We start from the raw sequence: 16,312 nt of genomic DNA, 5'->3' as shown, positions 1-16,312 counted from the left end.
CGCTGTCCGACCGACTCCAGGATAGGTGTCGGCCGGACGCGCAGGGGCGGGGGCTCTTGCCGCCGGGCGACGCACTGCCATACTTACGATGCCGTAGGTTACGGAACCGTAGGAAGCGCGGTCTCCGGTGACCCGGCGACTCCTTCTCCATCCACATACCCCCCAGGGGACGCGTATGACCAGTAGTTCCGATGTGATCGAGGGCGCCGCGAAGGCACCCGGTCAGCACACCGACGCCGCCGCGGACTCCGCGACGCTGGGCGGCGAGAAGAAGCGGTCCGTCGAGCAGATCGCCCTCCTCCTCTTCATCACCGTTCCGTTCCTCGCGCTGCTGGCGGCCGTGCCGCTGGCGTGGGGCTGGGGGGTGAGCTGGCTGGACCTCGGCCTGATGGTCTTCTTCTACTACCTGGGATGCCACGGCATCACGATCGGTTTCCACCGGCACTTCACGCATGGTTCCTTCAAGGCCAAGCGGCCGCTGAAGATCGCGCTGGCGATCGCGGGGTCCATGGCGGTCGAGGGGCCGCTGGTGCGCTGGGTGGCCGATCACCGCAAGCATCACAAGTTCTCCGACGCGGAAGGCGACCCGCACTCGCCGTGGCGGTTCGGTGAGACGCTGCCGGCCCTGATGAAGGGCCTCTGGTGGGCGCACATCGGATGGATGTTCGACGAGGAGCAGACGTCGCAGGAGAAGTACGCCCCGGACCTGGTCAAGGACAAGACGCTCCGCAACGTCTCCCGCCAGTTCGTCCTGTGGACGGTGGTCTCGCTGGCGCTGCCGCCGCTGATCGGCGGTCTGGTGACGATGTCCTGGTGGGGCGCGTTCACCGCGTTCTTCTGGGGTTCGCTCGTCCGGGTGGCCCTGCTGCACCACGTGACCTGGTCGATCAACTCGATCTGCCACGCGGTCGGCAAGCGCCCCTTCAAGTCGCGTGACCGCTCGGGCAACGTGTGGTGGCTGGCGGTGCTGTCCTGCGGTGAGTCCTGGCACAACCTGCACCACGCCGACCCGACCTCGGCGCGGCACGGGGTGATGCGCGGCCAGCTGGATTCGTCCGCCCGGCTGATCCGCTGGTTCGAGATGGCGGGCTGGGCGTACGACGTTCGCTGGCCGTCACGCTCCCGTATCGATTCGCGCCGTAACTCCGGGGAAGGCGGCTCCCAGAGGGGGAAGGAACCCGCCGAGGCGGCATGATGGTCGCTGTGGCGACCGACTCGAGCAGCACCCCGAGCAATGACAAGCCGCGGCGAGCGCGTCGCACCCGCATGACCGGTGCCGAGCGACGCCAGCAGCTGCTGGAGATCGGCCGCACGCTCTTCGCGGCGAAGGGGTTCGAGGGCACGTCGGTGGAGGAGATCGCGGCGAAGGCCGGGGTCTCCAAACCCGTGGTCTACGAGCACTTCGGCGGCAAGGAAGGGCTGTACGCGGTCGTGGTCGACCGCGAGATGCGGCGCCTGCTGGACATGGTGACCAGCTCACTCACCGCCGGTCACCCCCGCGAACTGTGCGAACAGGCGGCGTTCGCGCTGCTGGACTACATCGAGGAGTACACGGACGGGTTCCGCATCCTGGTCCGTGACTCCCCCATCCCGCAGTCGACGGGCTCGTTCGCCTCGCTGATCTCGGACATCGCCACGCAGGTGGAGGACATCCTCGGCCGCGAGTTCAAGAGCCGCGGCTTCGATCCCAAGCTGGCCCCGCTGTACGCCCAGGCCCTGGTCGGGATGGTCGCCCTGACCGGCCAGTGGTGGCTGGACGTGCGCAGGCCGAAGAAGGCCGAGGTGGCCGCGCATCTGGTGAACCTGGCGTGGCACGGCCTGGACGGCATAGAGGCCAAGCCGCATCTGATAGGACGCCGCAAGGCCTAGCCTCGTCGGGGATCTCGGTCATGCCGAGGTGTCGACGCGGTACGCCCGCAGCCGCTCCCGCTCCCGCCCCCGGGCGGGGCGGCGAGCCGGACACGGTCGAGGGCGGTGATCACCGGCTCTCCTTCCGGGCGACGGCGAACACGCGGCGGAACGGGAAGGGTGTGCCGTGCGGCCCGGCCGGATAGGCCTGGCGCAGGGCCGCCCGGTACGCGGCGACGAAGGCCTCCCGCTCCTCGGGATCATCGGCGAGCGCGGTCAGCACGGGCCGCAGCCCGGTCCCCTTCACCCAGTCGAGCACCGGGTCCTCGCCCTGGAGCAGGTGGATGTACGTCGTCTCCCACACGTCGGCCGTGCAGCCGAGGGACATCAGCCGCTCGTGGTAGGCCTCGGGGGCGAGGACGGCGTCGGCGTGGCGCAGGGTGCCGTCGAGCCGGGCGCGCCAGCGCGGTGAACCGGCGAGTTCGCGCATGAGCCGGTGGCTGGGGGCGTCGAAGTTGCCCGGCACCTGGAAGGCGAGGGTCCCGCCGGGTTTCAGTCCGGCCACCCAGTCGGCGAACCGCTCGGCATGACCCGGCACCCACTGGAGGGTGGCGTTGCCGACGATCAGGTCGTGCGGCTCGTCCGGCGTCCATGTCCGTACGTCGGCGTGGCAGAAGTCGAGGCTCCCGCCGCCCGGGGTGGGCCCTTCGTGATCGACGTGGGCCTTGTCGAGCATCTCGGGTGAGTTGTCGTAGCCGGTGATCCGGGCGGTGGGCCAGCGGGCGGCGAGCAGCGCGGTGACGTTGCCGGGGCCGCAGCCGAGGTCGGCGATGCGGGGACGGTCGGCGGGCGGGTCCGGGACGCGGGCGAGGAGGTCTCCGAAGGGGCGGGCGCGGTGGCCGGCGTGACGGAGGTACTGGGCGGGGTCCCAGGTGGGGGCGGCGGCGGGCATGGGTCCTCCTGGTGTCCTGGTGGTGACCGTACGGGACGTACACCCAGCGTGATCGCGAAGGTATCTCGATGTCAAGAAACTGGACGTCAAGAGACTCTACGTCGACACAACCACTACACTGATCGTCATGGAGGACGAGGTCGATCGGCTGGTCGCAGCGTGGCGCCGGGAGCGCCCGGACCTCGACGTGGAACCGCTCGAGGTGCTCAGCCGCGTCAGCAGACTGGCCCGGCACCTGGACCGGGCGCGACGGCTGGCGTTCTCGGAGCACGGCCTGGAGCCGTGGGAGTTCGACGTGCTGACGGCCCTGCGCCGCGCCGGCACGCCGTACCAGCTGTCGCCGGGGCAGCTCCTCACGCAGACCCTGGTCACCTCGGGCACGATGACGAACCGCATCGACCGCCTGGCGAAGAAGGATCTGGTGGAACGGCTCCCCGACCCCAGCGACCGCAGGGGCGTCCTGGTCCGGCTGACGGACGAGGGCCGGGACCGCGCGGACCAGGCCCTGGCGGGCCTGCTGGACCAGGAGCGCGCGATCCTCGCCGAGCTCTCCCGGGCCCAGCGCGGCGAACTGGCGGGGCTGCTACGCCAGCTGACCGCCCCGTTCGACAACATCCCCGGCTAGGTCGGCGGGTCCGACCCCGGCCCGCCGGGCCAGGGCGACGGCGGCGAGCGTGGAATGCACGCCGAGCTTGCCCAGGACGTTCTGCATGTGCGTCCGCACGGTGTGCGGCGACAGATACAGGCGCTCGGCGACGGCCTTGCGCCCCAGCCCCGCGACCATGCACCGCAGCACCTCCCGCTCACGCGGAGTGAGGGACTCGACGAGCCGCTCGCTCTCGGTGCGGTGCTTGCGGGCGGCGGTGAGCTCCCGCAGCACACCGGTCAGCAGGGCGGGCGGCAGATGCGTCTCCTCCCGCAATACGCCCCGGATGACCGTGAGCAGCCGGGACAGCGAGCAGTCCTTGGCGACCCAGCCGGAGGCGCCGGCCTGCAGGGCGAGCGCGGCACGCCGCGGGTCGTCCTTCTCGGCGAGCACCACGATCCGTACGTTCGGCTGCGCGGCACGCACTCCCGTGACGAGGGAGATCCCGTCGACGAGCCCGTCCTCGTTGCCCTCCTGCACGGGTACGGCCGGGCGGGTGCCCGGCACCTTGCCGCCCAGATCGGCGTCCACGAGCAGCACGTCGAACCGCCGCCCCTCGGCGACCGCCCGCTCCAGGCTGCGCAGCGCGGCCGGACCACTGCCGGCCGCGGAGACGTCGACATCGGGCTCGGCGGCCAGGGCCGCCGCGAGTGACTCGGCGAAGATGCGATGGTCGTCGACGACCAGGACTCGGATGCGAACCACGAAACCCCCTTACCCGAGCTCTTGAAGAGCAGGGGATACCCCAACGTCGGAGGAGGACACCGCTCGGGTACGACGCCGGGGTGTCCGATCTGCCACGTCCGACCGTCCGTCCTTGCCGCAGCAGCCTGTTCGGGTCGCCGCAGCCGCACGACCGCCGCCGTGCAGTAACCGCTACCCCCACCCCGGGCGTCGTACCCGGCTGTCTCGCCCCCTGATCGGCACCGGCCCCCACCGGTGCTGTTCATCAGGGTACGGGCGAGGGCCCGGAGCGGAAGGTTATTTGCAGAACTGACTGTCCGACGCGTTTATGGTGTGCCGCATGTTCCGTCTTGAGACAGAAGTCGACAAGGCCCGACGTGATCTGCTCCGCACACGCCTGCGGGACACGAACACAGCCGCCTCTCCGATCCTGCGCGCCCTGCGCGGGACACCGGACGAAAGGGACACCCCCTTGCATGTGTGGGCTGTGAACGACCGGGACGACGGCCTCGCCGGCGGCCTGGTCGGCCACACCTGGGCGACATGGCTCCACGTGACCTACCTCTGGGTCGACGAACGCCACCGCGGCAGGGGCCTGGGCGCACGGTTGCTCGCGGAGGCGGAACACATCGCGACATCGTCGCGCGGCTGCCGCTCGGCCCGCCTGGAGACCTGGGACTTCCAGGCACCGCGGTTCTACGAGAAGCAGGGGTACCAGGTGGTGTGCGCGGTGCCGGACTACCCGCCGGGGATCACGGAGTACATGCTGACGAAGCGGCTGCGCCGAACGGCGCGCCCCGCCGGCTGAAGGCAGCGGTCACCACGCAGACCTCGTGGGCAGGGGCCGGTGGCGCGCGGGGCGAGCTGCCGGACGGTGTCTTCGAGGCGGTCCAGGCGGTGACGGTCCAGGAGATGGTCCGTCACCGCCGACGACGGCGAGAGCGGTGCCCCGGCCACAGGGGAGGGCGCCGCTCTCGGGGGGGGTCAGTGCACTCGGCCGGCGCCCGCCGACGGGACCGCTTCGAAGACGCGCGGGGCCGTGAAGCCCGCCGTCGCGAAGGCCTCCGTCACCACCTTGGTGATGGCGTCCACGTCCTGCTCCTCCGCGAGGACGATCGCCGAGCCGCCGAAGCCGCCGCCCGTCATCCGGGCGCCCAGGGCGCCGGCGGCCAGGGCCGTGTCGACGACCAGGTCGAGTTCGGGGCAGGAGATGCGGAAGTCGTCGCGCAGGGAGGCGTGGCCCTCGATCAGGATCGGGCCGATCGCGCGGGTGTCGCCCGCTTCCAACAGCGACACGACCCGTTCGACGCGCTCGTTCTCCGTGACGATGTGGCGGACCAGGCGGCGGACCTCCTCCTCGTCGCCCAGGCGGTCCAGGGCCGCGTCCAGCTCGGCGTGCGGGACGTCCCGCAGCGCGTCGACGCCCAGCAGGGCCGCGCCCTTCTCGCAGCCGGCGCGGCGCTTGCCGTACTCGCCCTCGCTGTGGGAGTGCTTGACCTGCGTGTCGACCACGAGCAGGCGCATGCCCTCGGCCGCCAGGTCGAAGGGGATCTGGCGCTGGGAGAGGTCGCGGGTGTCGAGGAACAGGGCGTGCCCGGCCTCGCAGCAGGCCGACGCGGTCTGGTCCATGATGCCGACCGGGGCACCGACGTAGACGTTCTCGGCGCGCTGGCACAGGCGGGCCAGCTGCCAGCCCTTCAGGCCCAGTTCGTACAGGTCGTTGAGGGCCAGCGCGACCACGACCTCCAGTGCCGCCGACGACGACAGGCCCGCGCCGGAGGGGACCGTCGAGGCGAGGTGGATGTCGGCGCCGGTGACCGGGTGGCCGGCCTCGCGCAGCGCCCACAGGACCCCGGCCGGGTACGCCGTCCAGTTCCGGTCCGTTTCCGGCGCCAGCTCCCCGACGCGCAGCTCGACGACCCCGCCCTCGACGTCCGCCGAGTGCAGGCGCAGCACGCCGTCCGTGCGCCGGGAGACGGCCGCCACTGCGGTGTGCGGCAGCGCGAAGGGCATCACGAAGCCGTCGTTGTAGTCGGTGTGCTCACCGATGAGGTTGACGCGGCCCGGGGCCGCCCAGACACCCTCCGGGGCGGCTCCGTACAGCTCTTCGAAACCGTCCCGCACCTGCTGTGCGCCCACTACTGCTCCCTCGAGGTGTTCTGTGCGAAGTCCCACGCGTCCGCGACGATGCCCGCGAGGTCCGCGCGGGACGGGTTCCAGCCCAGCTTCTCGCGGGCCGTGGCGGCCGATGCCACCAGGATCGCCGGGTCGCCGCCCCGGCGGGGTGCGACCACTTCCGGAATCGGGTGGCCCGTCACGGTGCGGACCGTTTCGATGACCTCCCGGACCGAGAAGCCGTTGCCGTTGCCGAGGTTGCAGATCAGGTGCTCGCCGGGGGCGGCGGCCCGCAGCGCCAGCAGATGGGCCTCGGCCAGGTCCGCGACGTGGATGTAGTCGCGTACGCAGGTGCCGTCCGGCGTCGGGTAGTCGTCGCCGAAGACCGAGATGGCCTCGCGCCTGCCCTGCGCGACCTGGAGGACCAGCGGGATCAGATGGGATTCGGGGTCGTGGCGCTCGCCGTACGCGCCGTAGGCGCCCGCGACGTTGAAGTAGCGGAGCGACACCGCGCCCAGGCCGTGCGCCGCCGCCTCGCCCGTGATCATGTGGTCGACCGCGAGCTTCGAGGCGCCGTACGGGTTGGTCGGGGACGTGGGCGCCGACTCGACGATCGGGACCTGCTCCGGCTCGCCGTACGTCGCCGCGGTCGACGAGAAGACCAGCTTGCGAACGCCCGCCTCGCGCATCGCGGCCAGCAGCGCCATGGTGCCGCCGACGTTGTTGTCCCAGTACTTCTCCGGCTTCGCGACCGACTCGCCGACCTGGGAGGACGCGGCGAAGTGCAGCACGCCGTCGAAGGAGGAGTCCAGCCACTTGGCGGCGTCGCGGATGTCGCCCTCGACGAACTCCGCGCCCGCCGGGACGCCCTCGCGGAAGCCCGTGGAGAGGTTGTCGAGGACGACGACCTCGTGACCGGCCTCCAGCAGGTGCTGTGCGACCACGCTGCCGACGTATCCCGCACCGCCGGTCACCAGGTACTTCCCGCTCATGAACTCGCTACCTCTCGCAGTCGCTCGGCCGCGCGCTCCGGCGGCACGTCGTTGATGAACACGTTCATGCCGGACTCGGAACCCGCGAGGAACTTCAGCTTGCCGGAAGTGCGGCGGATGGTGAAAAGCTCGAGGTGGAGCGCGAAGTCCTCGCGCACGACCCCGTCGAACTCCTCCAGCGCGCCGAACGGGGCCTGGTGCCAGGCCGCGATGTACGGCGTCGGAGGCTCACCCTCCCCGAAGATCCGGTCGAAGCGCCTCAAGAGTTCCAGATAGACCTGGGGGAACTCTGTGCGCGCGCCCTCGTCCAGCCCGAGCAGGTCGGGCACGCGGCGCTTGGGGTAGAGGTGCACCTCGTACGGCCAGTGCGCCGCGTAGGGCACGAAGGCGACCCAGTGGTCACCCTCCAGGACGACCCGCTCGCCGGCGAGTTCACGCTCCAGGACGGCGTCGAAGAGGTTCTCCCCGCCGGTCATCTCCTTGTGGGCCGCGACGGAGCGGAGCATCAGCGCGGTGCGGGGCGTGGTGAAGGGGTAGGCGTAGATCTGCCCGTGGGAGTGCTGGAGGGTGACGCCGATCTCGGCGCCCCGGTTCTCGAAGCAGAACACCTGCTCGACGGCGGGGAGATGGGACAGCTCCGACGTGCGGTCCGTCCAGGCCTCCAGCACCAGGCCCGCCTGCTCCTCGGTGAGCTCGCCGAAGGACGCGTTGTGGTCGGAGGTGAAGCAGACGACCTCGCAGCGGCCCGAGTCGCCGGCGAGCGAGGGAAAGCGGTTCTCGAAGACGACGACGTCGTACGAGGAGTCCGGGATCTCGCTCAGGCGGTCGCCCTCGGAGGGGCACAGGGGGCACTCGTCGGCCGGGGGGTGGTAGGTGCGGCCCTGGCGGTGCGAGGCGATGGCGACGGAGTCGCCGAGCAGGGGGTCGCGGCGGATCTCGGACGTGGTGACGGTGGGGTCCAGCGGGCGGCGGTCGGTCGCGTCCCGCACGCTGTCGTCACGCAGGTCGTAGTAGATGAGCTCGCGACCGTCGGCCAGTCGGGTCGAGGTCTTCTTCACGCCGGACTCCTCATCCTTCAAACATAACCCAACATACCTAAACACGCCTCACCCCAATCGTCAACATCACAATCAAACAAAGAACGTCAGCAGACGGGTTCGATCACCGAACGCGGAGAAGCCGTTCCCGAGGTATCGGTTCGCGCGACAAAGCGAGGGCTCATGCACACCCCCACCCCCCTGGCAGCCGAGCTGCGGCTCCCGACCAACTGGCTGGACTACACGATCCTCGGCCTCTACTTCCTCGTCGTCCTCGGCATCGGCTTCGCCGCCCGCCGCTCGGTCAAGACCAGTCTCGACTTCTTCCTCTCCGGCCGCTCCCTGCCCGCCTGGGTGACCGGCCTCGCGTTCATCGCGGCCAACCTGGGCGCCACCGAGATCCTGGGCATGGCCGCCAACAGCGCCCAGTACGGCGTCTACACCACGCACTGGTACTGGATCGGCGCCATCCCGGCCATGGTCTTCCTCGGCCTGGTGATGATGCCCTTCTACTACGGCTCCAAGGTGCGCTCGGTCCCCGAGTTCCTGCTGCTGCGCTTCGACAAGGCGGCCCACCTGCTCAGTTCCGTGCTCTTCGCCGTCGCCGCCATCCTCATCGCCGGCGTCAACCTCTACGCCCTGGCCATCGTCGTCGAGGCGCTGCTGGGCTGGCCGGAGTGGGTGGCGATCGTGGTCGCCGGCTTCTTCGTGCTGGCGTACATCACTCTCGGCGGCCTGTCCTCGGCGATCTACAACGAAGTCCTGCAGTTCTTCGTCATCCTCGCCGCGCTCATCCCGATCACGTTCCTCGGCCTGAAGAAGGTCGGCGGCTGGGACGGCCTGTCGGACTCCCTGACGAAAAGCCACGGCGGCGACTTCATGACGTCCTGGGGCGGCACCGGCATCGGCAGCGACAACCCGCTCGGCGCGAACTGGCTGACGATCGTCCTGGGCCTCGGCTTCGTGCTCTCCTTCGGCTACTGGACGACGAACTTCGCCGAGGTGCAGCGTGCCCTGTCCGCGAAGAACCTCTCGGCGGCCCGGCGCACCCCGCTGATCGCCGCCTTCCCGAAGATCTTCATCGTGTTCCTGGTGATGATCCCGGGCCTGGTCGCCGCGGTCCTGGTCCCGAGGATCGGCACGCCCGGCTCCGACCTCCAGTACAACGACGCCATCCCCTACCTCATGCAACAGCTCCTGCCCAACGGCGTGCTGGGCATCGCCGTCACCGGCCTGCTCGCGGCGTTCATGGCGGGCATGGCGGCGAACGTGTCGTCCTTCAACACGGTGTTCACGTCGGACATCTGGGCGAAGTACGTCGTCAGGGACCGCGAGGACGAGTACTACGTGCGCTTCGGCCGGCTCATCACCGCGATCGGTGTCCTGGCCTCCATCGGCACGGCGTTCCTGGCCCGGTCCTTCTCGAACATCATGGCCTACCTCCAGACGCTGTTCTCCTTCTTCAACGTGCCGATGTTCGTCGTCTTCATCATCGGCATGTTCTGGAAGCGCGCGTCCATGAAGTCGGGCTTCTGGGGGCTGCTCGCGGGCACCACCGCGGCGATGGTCAACTACTTCGTCCTCTACGAGCGGGGCATCATCGACATCCCCTCCGACCAGGGGGCCAACTTCGTCTCGGCGATCGCCGGTTTCGTCGCGGGCGCGGTCGTCATGGTGGCGGTGTCGCTGTTCACCGCGCCCAAGCCCGCCGAGGAGTTGCGGGGGCTGGTCTACGGCACACGCTCGCCCGGCATGTCGCAGCCGCCGGCTCCCGGCGACGAGGCCTGGTACCGCAAGCCGGCGCTGCTCGGCTGGGGTGCGATCGTACTGGCCGCGGCCTGCTACATCCCGTTCTCGTTCTGAGCCAGGGAGGCTGACACCATGTCCGAGTTCCACTCCGAGAAGGACGTGCAGCGGGACACCGAGCTGCAGGGCAAGTCGGCGACCGCCGCGCGGTTGTTCGACATCCGGCGGATCATCGGTGGGCTGTTCGTCATCTACGGCGTGATCGTCATGATCGCGGGGTTCACGGCGTCCGATGCCGACATCGACAAGGCCGAGGGGGTGAACATCAACCTGTGGACCGGGGTGGGCATGCTGGCGCTCGGGGTGTTCTTCCTGGTGTGGCTCAAGCTGAGGCCCGCGGCCCCGGCCCCTCCGGGGGTTGAGCCGGAGGACGACGAGCGGGTGGAGTAACCCAGTTGTGCTGGTGTCCGGGCCGGGCGAGTGCGCACCTCGGCGCGACGAGGCGCCACTCGCACCGCAGGCCGGGCGGACCGGCACCCGCGTACGGCGAGCAGGGGCCGTGTCGGGGGGTGTCCGCCCGCAGCGGTTGGCGCGTCAACGCCAGCCAGTCGGTGAGTAGGCCCATCGCGCCGTTCCGAGGACGGACACCCCCCCGGCGCGGCCCCGACCCACCACCCGACTGCAAGGCGCCTCTCCGGCACATGACCGGAGAGGCGCGGCGCCATGCAATGCGCTACGGACTTACAGTGCGGCGACTGTCACTGTGGCGCCTGGTAAGTCGGCCCTGAGAGGGCGGCCTCAAGGGCGTCGCCCGTCATATCGATGACGATTGCCTCCTCCCGCATGTCTGCGGGGAGTTGTGTTCGCTCCTCCGCACGGCACACAGCTCGGCCGGTGCTCGGGTCGATGATCACAGCTTCCAGTTCGGCGACGAGTTCGGCCACGATGGCGAAGACACCGCCGGTCTGCGGGCGCTCCACCAGGATGCCGGTTTCATCGGCGGAGATCTCGGCTTCGCTGCCGTCGGATGCCCGGACCCAGAACCGCAGGCTTCCGTCCTCGCCCGCCGTGAGCTGCGGATCCCCGCAATTGTGCGGCTCCAGAACAGACCGCACCAGCTCCATGTCCGGCGGAACGGGTACGTCACCGCCGTCGACGAATTTGTAGATCGACGGGCTGTAACTCATGAAGCTCCCTTCGACGTCCTGCCACCGAAAGTGGCAGGACACCGTTTCCTCATCCTGTCACCGGAAGTGATCTTCTGGGCGCATGTGATCCAGCTCCCGAAGAGGATGTCGATCGGGTCGACGTGCCTCGCCGCAAAGAAGGCGCGTGGGGGTGCCCCTCAGAAGGAGCGGACCACGCGGGGCTGAGATCGACCAGAAGCCGGCCACGCCTCAACGACGTTGGTCGTACAGCCGGTCAGGCCTCCGGCCTCGGGTCCCGCGACACCGCCCCCGCCCGGTCCAGCAACCCCGTCCGCGCTGCCAGCGCCGCCGCCTCCAGGCGGGAACCCACGCCCAGTTTCATCAGCACCCGCTGGACGTGCGTACGCGCCGTCGACGGTGCTATGCCCATGCCCGCCGCGATGAGGCGGGTGTCCTCGCCGTCGGCGACGCGCACCAGCACCTCCACCTCGCGCGGCGTGAGCATCTGGAGCAACCGCTGCCCCTCGTCGTCCGGCTGTGCCGCCGGGTTGAGCAACTCGCTGAACGCACCCTGCAGCAGTTGTGGCGCCACCGCCGTCTCGCCCGCCCGCGCCTTCATGATCGCCCGCTCGACACCCTCTATGCGTTCATCGTGCCGGACATAGCCGGAGGCTCCCGCCGCGAACGCCGCCGCGATGCCCCGTGGGCTGGGCACCGGCCCCAGCACCAGCACCGCGACCTGCGGCCGTTCCCGTTTGATCCGCACCACCGGGTCGAAGATCCCCGGCTCCGCCGGTGCCGCCGTCCCCAGCAGACACACCTCCGGCGCCCGTGTGATCACCAGCTCCGCCGCCCCCGCGGCGGGCGCCGCCGCGGCGAGCACCCGGTGCCCTCGCAGTTTCAACGCCGAGGCCAGCGCCTCGGCCAGCAATCGGTGGTCGTCGACCACCATGAGCCGTACTCCCATCGAGCAACCCCCCAGTCACCCCAGCCCCCTATGGAAGCCCCCCGGCTCCCCCGCCTTCATGCCCCCGGAAGCTACACGCTTGTTCGACGTTGCGCTCCCCCTACCCGCGAGAATCGCCCCGGATCGCCGAACTTCCCCTCCTTCCAGGTTGACCGCGCCGAACAGATACGGCCCCGTCCCTGAACAGGGACGGGGCCGTATCAGCCACCAGTCGATCAAGAACCGGACACCACCCGGTCAGAGCTGGGTCAGCCCGTGCCGAAGCTGACCGCCAGGTACTCCTTCTCCCGCACCGTCGACCGCTTGCTCGCGTACACCTTGGACATGTAGAGGTGCCCGTCGGCGTACAGGAATTCGGAGTACTCCGGTGACATGCTGGTCTCCACGTCGCGGACATTGTCCGTCGCGGGGTTCTCCAGCAGCGTCGTCTCCTTGAAGCTGCCCCCGTCGATGCTCACGACCTGCCCGCCCTTGTCGTACGGCGGACGCTTGTACGCGATCAGATTGCCGCCGTCCATGCGCAGCGGCGAGATCGTGTAGCCGTCGCCCGCGTCGGCCCGCTGCCCGGTCTGCTTGCCGGTGGCGAGGTCGAAGGCGACGATCTCGTTGGTCTGGCTGTACTTGCCGGTGCCGTCGTGCTCCTCGGTCGGCAGGTACAGCCGGTCGTTGCCGACGGCCAGCAGGTTGCAGGCCTCGACACGGGTGATGCCCTCGCAGCGGGCCGCGAACTGCTCACCCGGCGCGGAGATGCGCGTGCGCAGCTTGCCGGTCTTGCCGTCGATGGAGAAGAAGTCGGAGATGCCGCTGCCGTCGCCCGCGGAGTCGCCGACATCGGCGGCCACGACCAGCGGGTTGGTCGACACGATGCTCGCGTACTCGATGCCCTCGGTCATCTTGTACTCGGAGATCACCTTCCCGGACTTCGGGTCGATGGTCTGGATGTGCAGCTGCCGCTGGTCGTACGAGCCGCACTTGCGCACCGCGACCAGCTTCTCGCCGCCGCCGTAGCCGGCGTCGTAGCAGGAGTCGGTCGGCTTCGGGCTCCACAGGAGCTTGCCGGAGACGTCGAAGGCGGCGCCGCCGCTGGTGCTGCCGACGGCGACGGTCTTTCCGCTGAGGGTGATGTTGTCGAAGGTGATCAGCTGGTCACCGGTCTTGACCGTCTTGGTCCACAGCTTTTTGCCGGCATCCAGGTCGAGCAGCGCGATCTCGCTGCACCCGTGCGAGGGGTCGGCCTTGGTGGGCATGGCCGGCTGGTAGAGGATCGCCGTCAGGTTGTCGTCGGTGACGTGGCGGGCGGCCTGGCAGACCGGGCCGTCCAGCGGGATCTTCCACAGCTCGGCGCCCTTGTCGCGGTCGTAGCCGACGATCTGGGCGATGCCGCTCTTGACGTACGCCTTGTCGGTGAGCCACGAGCCGGAGACGACGACCGTGCTGCCGTTCTTCACCTCGGGCGCCGGGACCTGGAAAAGGACCTTGGCGCTGGGGTCGGACGGCGCCTTCTCCTTGCCGGAGGTGGTGCCGCCGTTGTCGTCGTCCGTCCCGCCGGTGCCGCCGCTGGAGCCGGCGGTGTCGTTCTTCTTGCCCTCGTCACCACCGGACTTGGCGTACCAGACACCGCCGCCGATGATCAGGGCGATCGCCACGACAGCGGCGACGATGATCGCCATCTGCGCGGTGAACTTCCCGCCGCCGCCCGGCTGTCCGGCCTGCGGCTGGTGCGGCATGGTCTGCTGCGGATAGCCGTAACCGGGCGGCTGGCCGTATCCCGGCTGACCGTAAGGCGCTTGCTGCGGCTGACCGTAAGGCGCCTGCTGCGGCTGCCCGTACGGCCCCGGCTGCTGACCGGGATAGCCGTAGCCGGGCGGGGCCTGCGGAGGCTGGGGCGCCGGAGCACCCTGCGGATAGCCGTAACCCTGCGGAGGCTGGGGCGGCGTCTGGGGGCCGGCCGGCGGAGGCGTCTGCGGAGGCTGCGGCGTCTGGGGGTAGCCGTACCCCGGTTCCGGGGTCTTGCCGAGGTTCGGCCCGGCCGCGGGCGGCGGGGTCTGCGGCGGCTGGTCCTGGGGCGGCCCGAAGCCGCCCCCCTGCGGGGGCTGCTGGGGCGGCGGGGGCGGCGGCTGGGTCATGGCGTGGGTACCTCGGGGAAGGGTGCGCGGGACGGTGGGAGTTCGAAAGGAGGAAGAGTCACTTGCCGTAGGCGAGCATCAACTTCTCCTTCGTGTCGTCGTTCCCGCTCAGCCGGGTCGTCGAGAGGTAGAAGCGCCCGTCGACCCAGTCGATGTCCTTGGAGAAGAAGCTGTCCTCGATGTCCGCGGCACCCTGCGGGTTCTGCAGCAGCGTGGACGGCTTGTGGCTGCTGCCGCCGGTCGGGATGGACACGATCTGCCCGCCCGCGTCGTACGACGGCTCCACATAGGCGATGAGCTTTCCGCCCTCGGTCTTCACCGGCAGCATCGACTCGTCGGAGGGCGACTTCACGCGCCACTTCTCCTTGCCGTCGGCGAGGTTGACCGCGACGATCTCGTTGGCGCCGGTGGTGGCCTTGGTCGGCAGGTACAGGGTGGAGTCGTCGACGGCGACGCCCCGGCAGCCGGTGAGGTCGCGCTCGAGGATCGCCCAGCCGCACTCGGGGGCGAAGTCCTCGTCGAAGCCGACCTGCGAGCGGAACTTGCCGCCGGAGGTGAAGGTGGAGATGTTCCAGGCCTTCTTGTCCGCGTTGGTGCTGTAGACGACGAGGGGGCTGACCGAGTAGGTGCGCGCGACCCGCCAGCCCTTGTCGAACGGCTGGGTCCACCTGGCCTTGCCGGTCTTCGGGTCGAGCTCCTGGACCTCGTCGTGCTCCTTGTCGGTGCCGGCGCCGCAGGAGGAGACGGCGATCAGCTTCTCGCCGCCGGCGAACGCGGCGGGGAAGCAGGCGTTGCCGTAGCGCTTCTTGTCGAAGAGCTTGTCGCCGTTGGTGACGTCGTAGGCCGTACCGGACTGGGAGCGGCCCACCATCAGCGTCTTGCCGGTGATGGACAGTTCGACGGAGAGCGTGGAGTCGAACAGGGCGCCGTCGGCGACCTGCTTCTTCCAGCCCTTCTCGCCGGTGCCGAGGTCGATCTCCTGCAGCTGGTTGCACTTGGCGCGGTCGCTGCTGCCGCTCATGTACGCGACGACGATGGTGTCGTCGGACGTCTTCTGCGGAGTCGTCGCGCAGATCTTCTGCGGGAAGGTGATCGCGTCCCAGGCGGGTTTGCCGTCACCGACGTTGTAGGCGAAGAGCTGCTTGTAGGCGGCCTTCACCGCGGTCTTGCCGGTGATCCACATGCCCGGGGCGTCGGCGCCGGAACCGGGGGCGTCGGGCGCCTCCTTGTACCAGAGGACCTTGGCCTCGCCGGCCTGGCGGCCCTCGTTGAGGTTCTCCGGGTCCTCGCCGCCGTCGCCGCTGCCGTCACCGGGGTTGACCGGGGCGGAGGAGCCGGGCTTGGCGTCGTCGGTCTTCTGGGCGACCGGCTTCTTCCCGCTCTTGCCGCCGTCGTCGCCGGTGACGGCCCACACGGTGCCGCCGACGACGAGCAGCGCGGCGACGGCCGCGCCGATGATGAGGGCCGGCTTGCCCTTGAAGGGGTTGCCCGAGCCGCCTCCGGGCGGGGTGCCGGGCGCACCGGGGTACTGCGGCTGCTGCGGGTAGCCGTAACCGGGCCGGCCGTACGGGCCGGGCTGCTGCGGCTGGCCGTAGGGGCCGGGGTTGTACGGCCCCGGCTGCCCGTACGGACCGGGCTGCTGCGGAGGTTGCTGCTGCGGGTAGCCGTACCCGGGCTGCTGCGGAGGCTGCTGCGGGTAGCCGTACCCCGGCTGCGGCGGGCCCTGCGGGGGCGGCGGCGTCTGGGGTGGGCCCTGGGGCGGCGGCGGGGTCTGCGGTGCTCCGAAACCACCGCCCTGCGGCGGCTGGTCCTGCGGTGCTCCGAAGCCACCGTGCGGCGGCTGACTGGGCGGCTGAGTCATCAGCGGCTCCCCCGTTCGATCACTGATTTTTAGCCACACCCTGAGATACGACATGGACTCAGAGTCGCTTCATGAAGTTCTAAGACGACTCTTTGTATCACCAGGTTCCGACAGCGACCGGGCCGTCTCACCTCCTGTTCCCAAGGGCGGACCGGCCCGTGATGCCGTCGTTACGCGCCTTCACGCACTC

General features: G+C 70.0%; 15 protein-coding genes. 6 read left to right on the top strand and 9 right to left on the bottom strand.

Annotation, left to right across the window (positions count from 1 at the left end; all coding sequences use genetic code 11):
* The first annotated feature begins 175 nt into the window (after nt 1–175).
* Nucleotides 176–1,195 carry an acyl-CoA desaturase gene (locus tag QNO09_RS36600; protein WP_283974553.1) on the top strand — a complete coding sequence of 340 codons (1,020 nt, stop codon included), beginning with the start codon at nt 176–178 and terminating at the stop codon, nt 1,193–1,195.
* Nucleotides 1,192–1,869, top strand: coding sequence for a TetR/AcrR family transcriptional regulator (locus QNO09_RS36595; RefSeq protein WP_053675827.1), 678 nt, complete (start codon nt 1,192–1,194; stop codon nt 1,867–1,869). Before QNO09_RS36600 ends, QNO09_RS36595 begins: the two co-directional genes overlap by 4 nt.
* Before the next feature lie 109 nt (nt 1,870–1,978).
* Here the strand turns inward: QNO09_RS36595 and QNO09_RS36590 are convergent, their stop codons facing one another.
* Entirely contained in the window at nt 1,979–2,800 is an 822-nt protein-coding gene (locus tag QNO09_RS36590) for a trans-aconitate 2-methyltransferase (RefSeq protein ID WP_283974552.1), read from the bottom strand.
* Between the two features lie 127 nt (nt 2,801–2,927).
* On the opposite strand from QNO09_RS36590, the gene tamR reads away from it, so the two are divergent.
* Nucleotides 2,928–3,425: a MarR family transcriptional regulator TamR gene (gene tamR, locus QNO09_RS36585; RefSeq protein ID WP_215120920.1), complete on the top strand. Its 498-nt coding sequence runs from the start codon at nt 2,928–2,930 to the stop codon at nt 3,423–3,425.
* Here the strand turns inward: tamR and QNO09_RS36580 are convergent.
* Complete coding sequence (locus QNO09_RS36580; RefSeq protein ID WP_283974551.1) at nt 3,384–4,151, bottom strand: LuxR C-terminal-related transcriptional regulator; 768 nt, start codon at nt 4,149–4,151, stop codon at nt 3,384–3,386. The genes tamR and QNO09_RS36580 overlap by 42 nt on opposite strands.
* Nucleotides 4,152–4,458: 307 nt before the next feature.
* Here QNO09_RS36580 and QNO09_RS36575 point away from each other — a divergent pair, with 307 nt between their 5' ends.
* Nucleotides 4,459–4,938: a GNAT family N-acetyltransferase gene (locus tag QNO09_RS36575; protein WP_283974550.1), complete on the top strand. Its 480-nt coding sequence runs from the start codon at nt 4,459–4,461 to the stop codon at nt 4,936–4,938.
* Nucleotides 4,939–5,114: 176 nt separating this feature from the next.
* Here the strand turns inward: QNO09_RS36575 and galK are convergent, their stop codons facing one another.
* From galK to galT, 3 genes are read right to left on the bottom strand one after another with little or no spacing between them, the layout of a single operon-like run.
* On the bottom strand, nt 5,115–6,269 hold the full coding sequence (galK, locus tag QNO09_RS36570; protein ID WP_283974549.1) for a galactokinase: 1,155 nt from the start codon (nt 6,267–6,269) through the stop codon (nt 5,115–5,117).
* Nucleotides 6,269–7,237 carry a UDP-glucose 4-epimerase GalE gene (gene galE / locus QNO09_RS36565; protein WP_283974548.1) on the bottom strand — a complete coding sequence of 323 codons (969 nt, stop codon included), beginning with the start codon at nt 7,235–7,237 and terminating at the stop codon, nt 6,269–6,271. Before galE ends, galK begins: the two co-directional genes overlap by 1 nt.
* The gene (gene galT / locus QNO09_RS36560) at nt 7,234–8,295 is read right to left on the bottom strand and encodes a galactose-1-phosphate uridylyltransferase (RefSeq protein WP_283974547.1); all 1,062 of its coding nucleotides are present in this window, start codon (nt 8,293–8,295) and stop codon (nt 7,234–7,236) included. Before galT ends, galE begins: the two co-directional genes overlap by 4 nt.
* A 162-nt stretch (nt 8,296–8,457) precedes the next feature.
* Here galT and QNO09_RS36555 point away from each other — a divergent pair, with 162 nt between their 5' ends.
* On the top strand, nt 8,458–10,137 hold the full coding sequence (locus tag QNO09_RS36555) for a sodium:solute symporter family protein (RefSeq protein ID WP_283974546.1): 1,680 nt from the start codon (nt 8,458–8,460) through the stop codon (nt 10,135–10,137).
* Between the two features lie 18 nt (nt 10,138–10,155).
* Nucleotides 10,156–10,470 (top strand): hypothetical protein, encoded by a 315-nt coding sequence (locus QNO09_RS36550; protein WP_283974545.1) that lies wholly within the window; start codon nt 10,156–10,158, stop codon nt 10,468–10,470.
* A gap of 308 nt (nt 10,471–10,778) precedes the next feature.
* Here QNO09_RS36550 and QNO09_RS36545 read toward each other — a convergent pair whose 3' ends face one another.
* The 4 genes from QNO09_RS36545 to QNO09_RS36530 all read right to left on the bottom strand — a co-directional run bounded on the left by QNO09_RS36545 (nt 10,779) and on the right by QNO09_RS36530 (nt 16,122).
* Nucleotides 10,779–11,207, bottom strand: coding sequence for a hypothetical protein (locus QNO09_RS36545; RefSeq protein WP_283974544.1), 429 nt, complete (start codon nt 11,205–11,207; stop codon nt 10,779–10,781).
* A 235-nt stretch (nt 11,208–11,442) separates the two neighbouring features.
* Complete coding sequence (locus QNO09_RS36540) at nt 11,443–12,135, bottom strand: helix-turn-helix transcriptional regulator (protein WP_283974543.1); 693 nt, start codon at nt 12,133–12,135, stop codon at nt 11,443–11,445.
* A 248-nt stretch (nt 12,136–12,383) separates the two neighbouring features.
* Nucleotides 12,384–14,261: an outer membrane protein assembly factor BamB family protein gene (locus QNO09_RS36535; protein ID WP_283974542.1), complete on the bottom strand. Its 1,878-nt coding sequence runs from the start codon at nt 14,259–14,261 to the stop codon at nt 12,384–12,386.
* Nucleotides 14,262–14,319: 58 nt separating this feature from the next.
* Complete coding sequence (locus QNO09_RS36530) at nt 14,320–16,122, bottom strand: outer membrane protein assembly factor BamB family protein (RefSeq protein ID WP_283974541.1); 1,803 nt, start codon at nt 16,120–16,122, stop codon at nt 14,320–14,322.
* Between the last annotated feature and the right edge of the window lie 190 nt (nt 16,123–16,312).

The organism is Streptomyces sp. 378, assembly GCF_030124145.1.
Taxonomy (GTDB): domain Bacteria; phylum Actinomycetota; class Actinomycetes; order Streptomycetales; family Streptomycetaceae; genus Streptomyces.
The sequence above is the reverse complement of the archived record's forward strand: the minus strand, read 5'-3'. Positions and strand labels throughout refer to the sequence as shown.

Bases quoted from the DNA above. Each gene is read 5' to 3' on its own strand.
- QNO09_RS36600 (WP_283974553.1), top strand. From the start codon at position 176: ATGACCAGTAGTTCCGATGTGATCGAGGGCGCCGCGAAGGCACCCGGT.
- QNO09_RS36595 (WP_053675827.1), top strand. From the start codon at position 1,192: ATGATGGTCGCTGTGGCGACCGACTCGAGCAGCACCCCGAGCAATGAC.
- QNO09_RS36590 (WP_283974552.1), bottom strand. From the start codon at position 2,800: ATGCCCGCCGCCGCCCCCACCTGGGACCCCGCCCAGTACCTCCGTCAC.
- tamR (WP_215120920.1), top strand. From the start codon at position 2,928: ATGGAGGACGAGGTCGATCGGCTGGTCGCAGCGTGGCGCCGGGAGCGC.
- QNO09_RS36575 (WP_283974550.1), top strand. From the start codon at position 4,459: ATGGTGTGCCGCATGTTCCGTCTTGAGACAGAAGTCGACAAGGCCCGA.
- galE (WP_283974548.1), bottom strand. From the start codon at position 7,237: ATGAGCGGGAAGTACCTGGTGACCGGCGGTGCGGGATACGTCGGCAGC.
- QNO09_RS36555 (WP_283974546.1), top strand. From the start codon at position 8,458: ATGCACACCCCCACCCCCCTGGCAGCCGAGCTGCGGCTCCCGACCAAC.
- QNO09_RS36550 (WP_283974545.1), top strand. From the start codon at position 10,156: ATGTCCGAGTTCCACTCCGAGAAGGACGTGCAGCGGGACACCGAGCTG.
- QNO09_RS36545 (WP_283974544.1), bottom strand. From the start codon at position 11,207: ATGAGTTACAGCCCGTCGATCTACAAATTCGTCGACGGCGGTGACGTA.
- QNO09_RS36540 (WP_283974543.1), bottom strand. From the start codon at position 12,135: ATGGGAGTACGGCTCATGGTGGTCGACGACCACCGATTGCTGGCCGAG.
- QNO09_RS36535 (WP_283974542.1), bottom strand. From the start codon at position 14,261: ATGACCCAGCCGCCGCCCCCGCCGCCCCAGCAGCCCCCGCAGGGGGGC.
- QNO09_RS36530 (WP_283974541.1), bottom strand. From the start codon at position 16,122: ATGACTCAGCCGCCCAGTCAGCCGCCGCACGGTGGCTTCGGAGCACCG.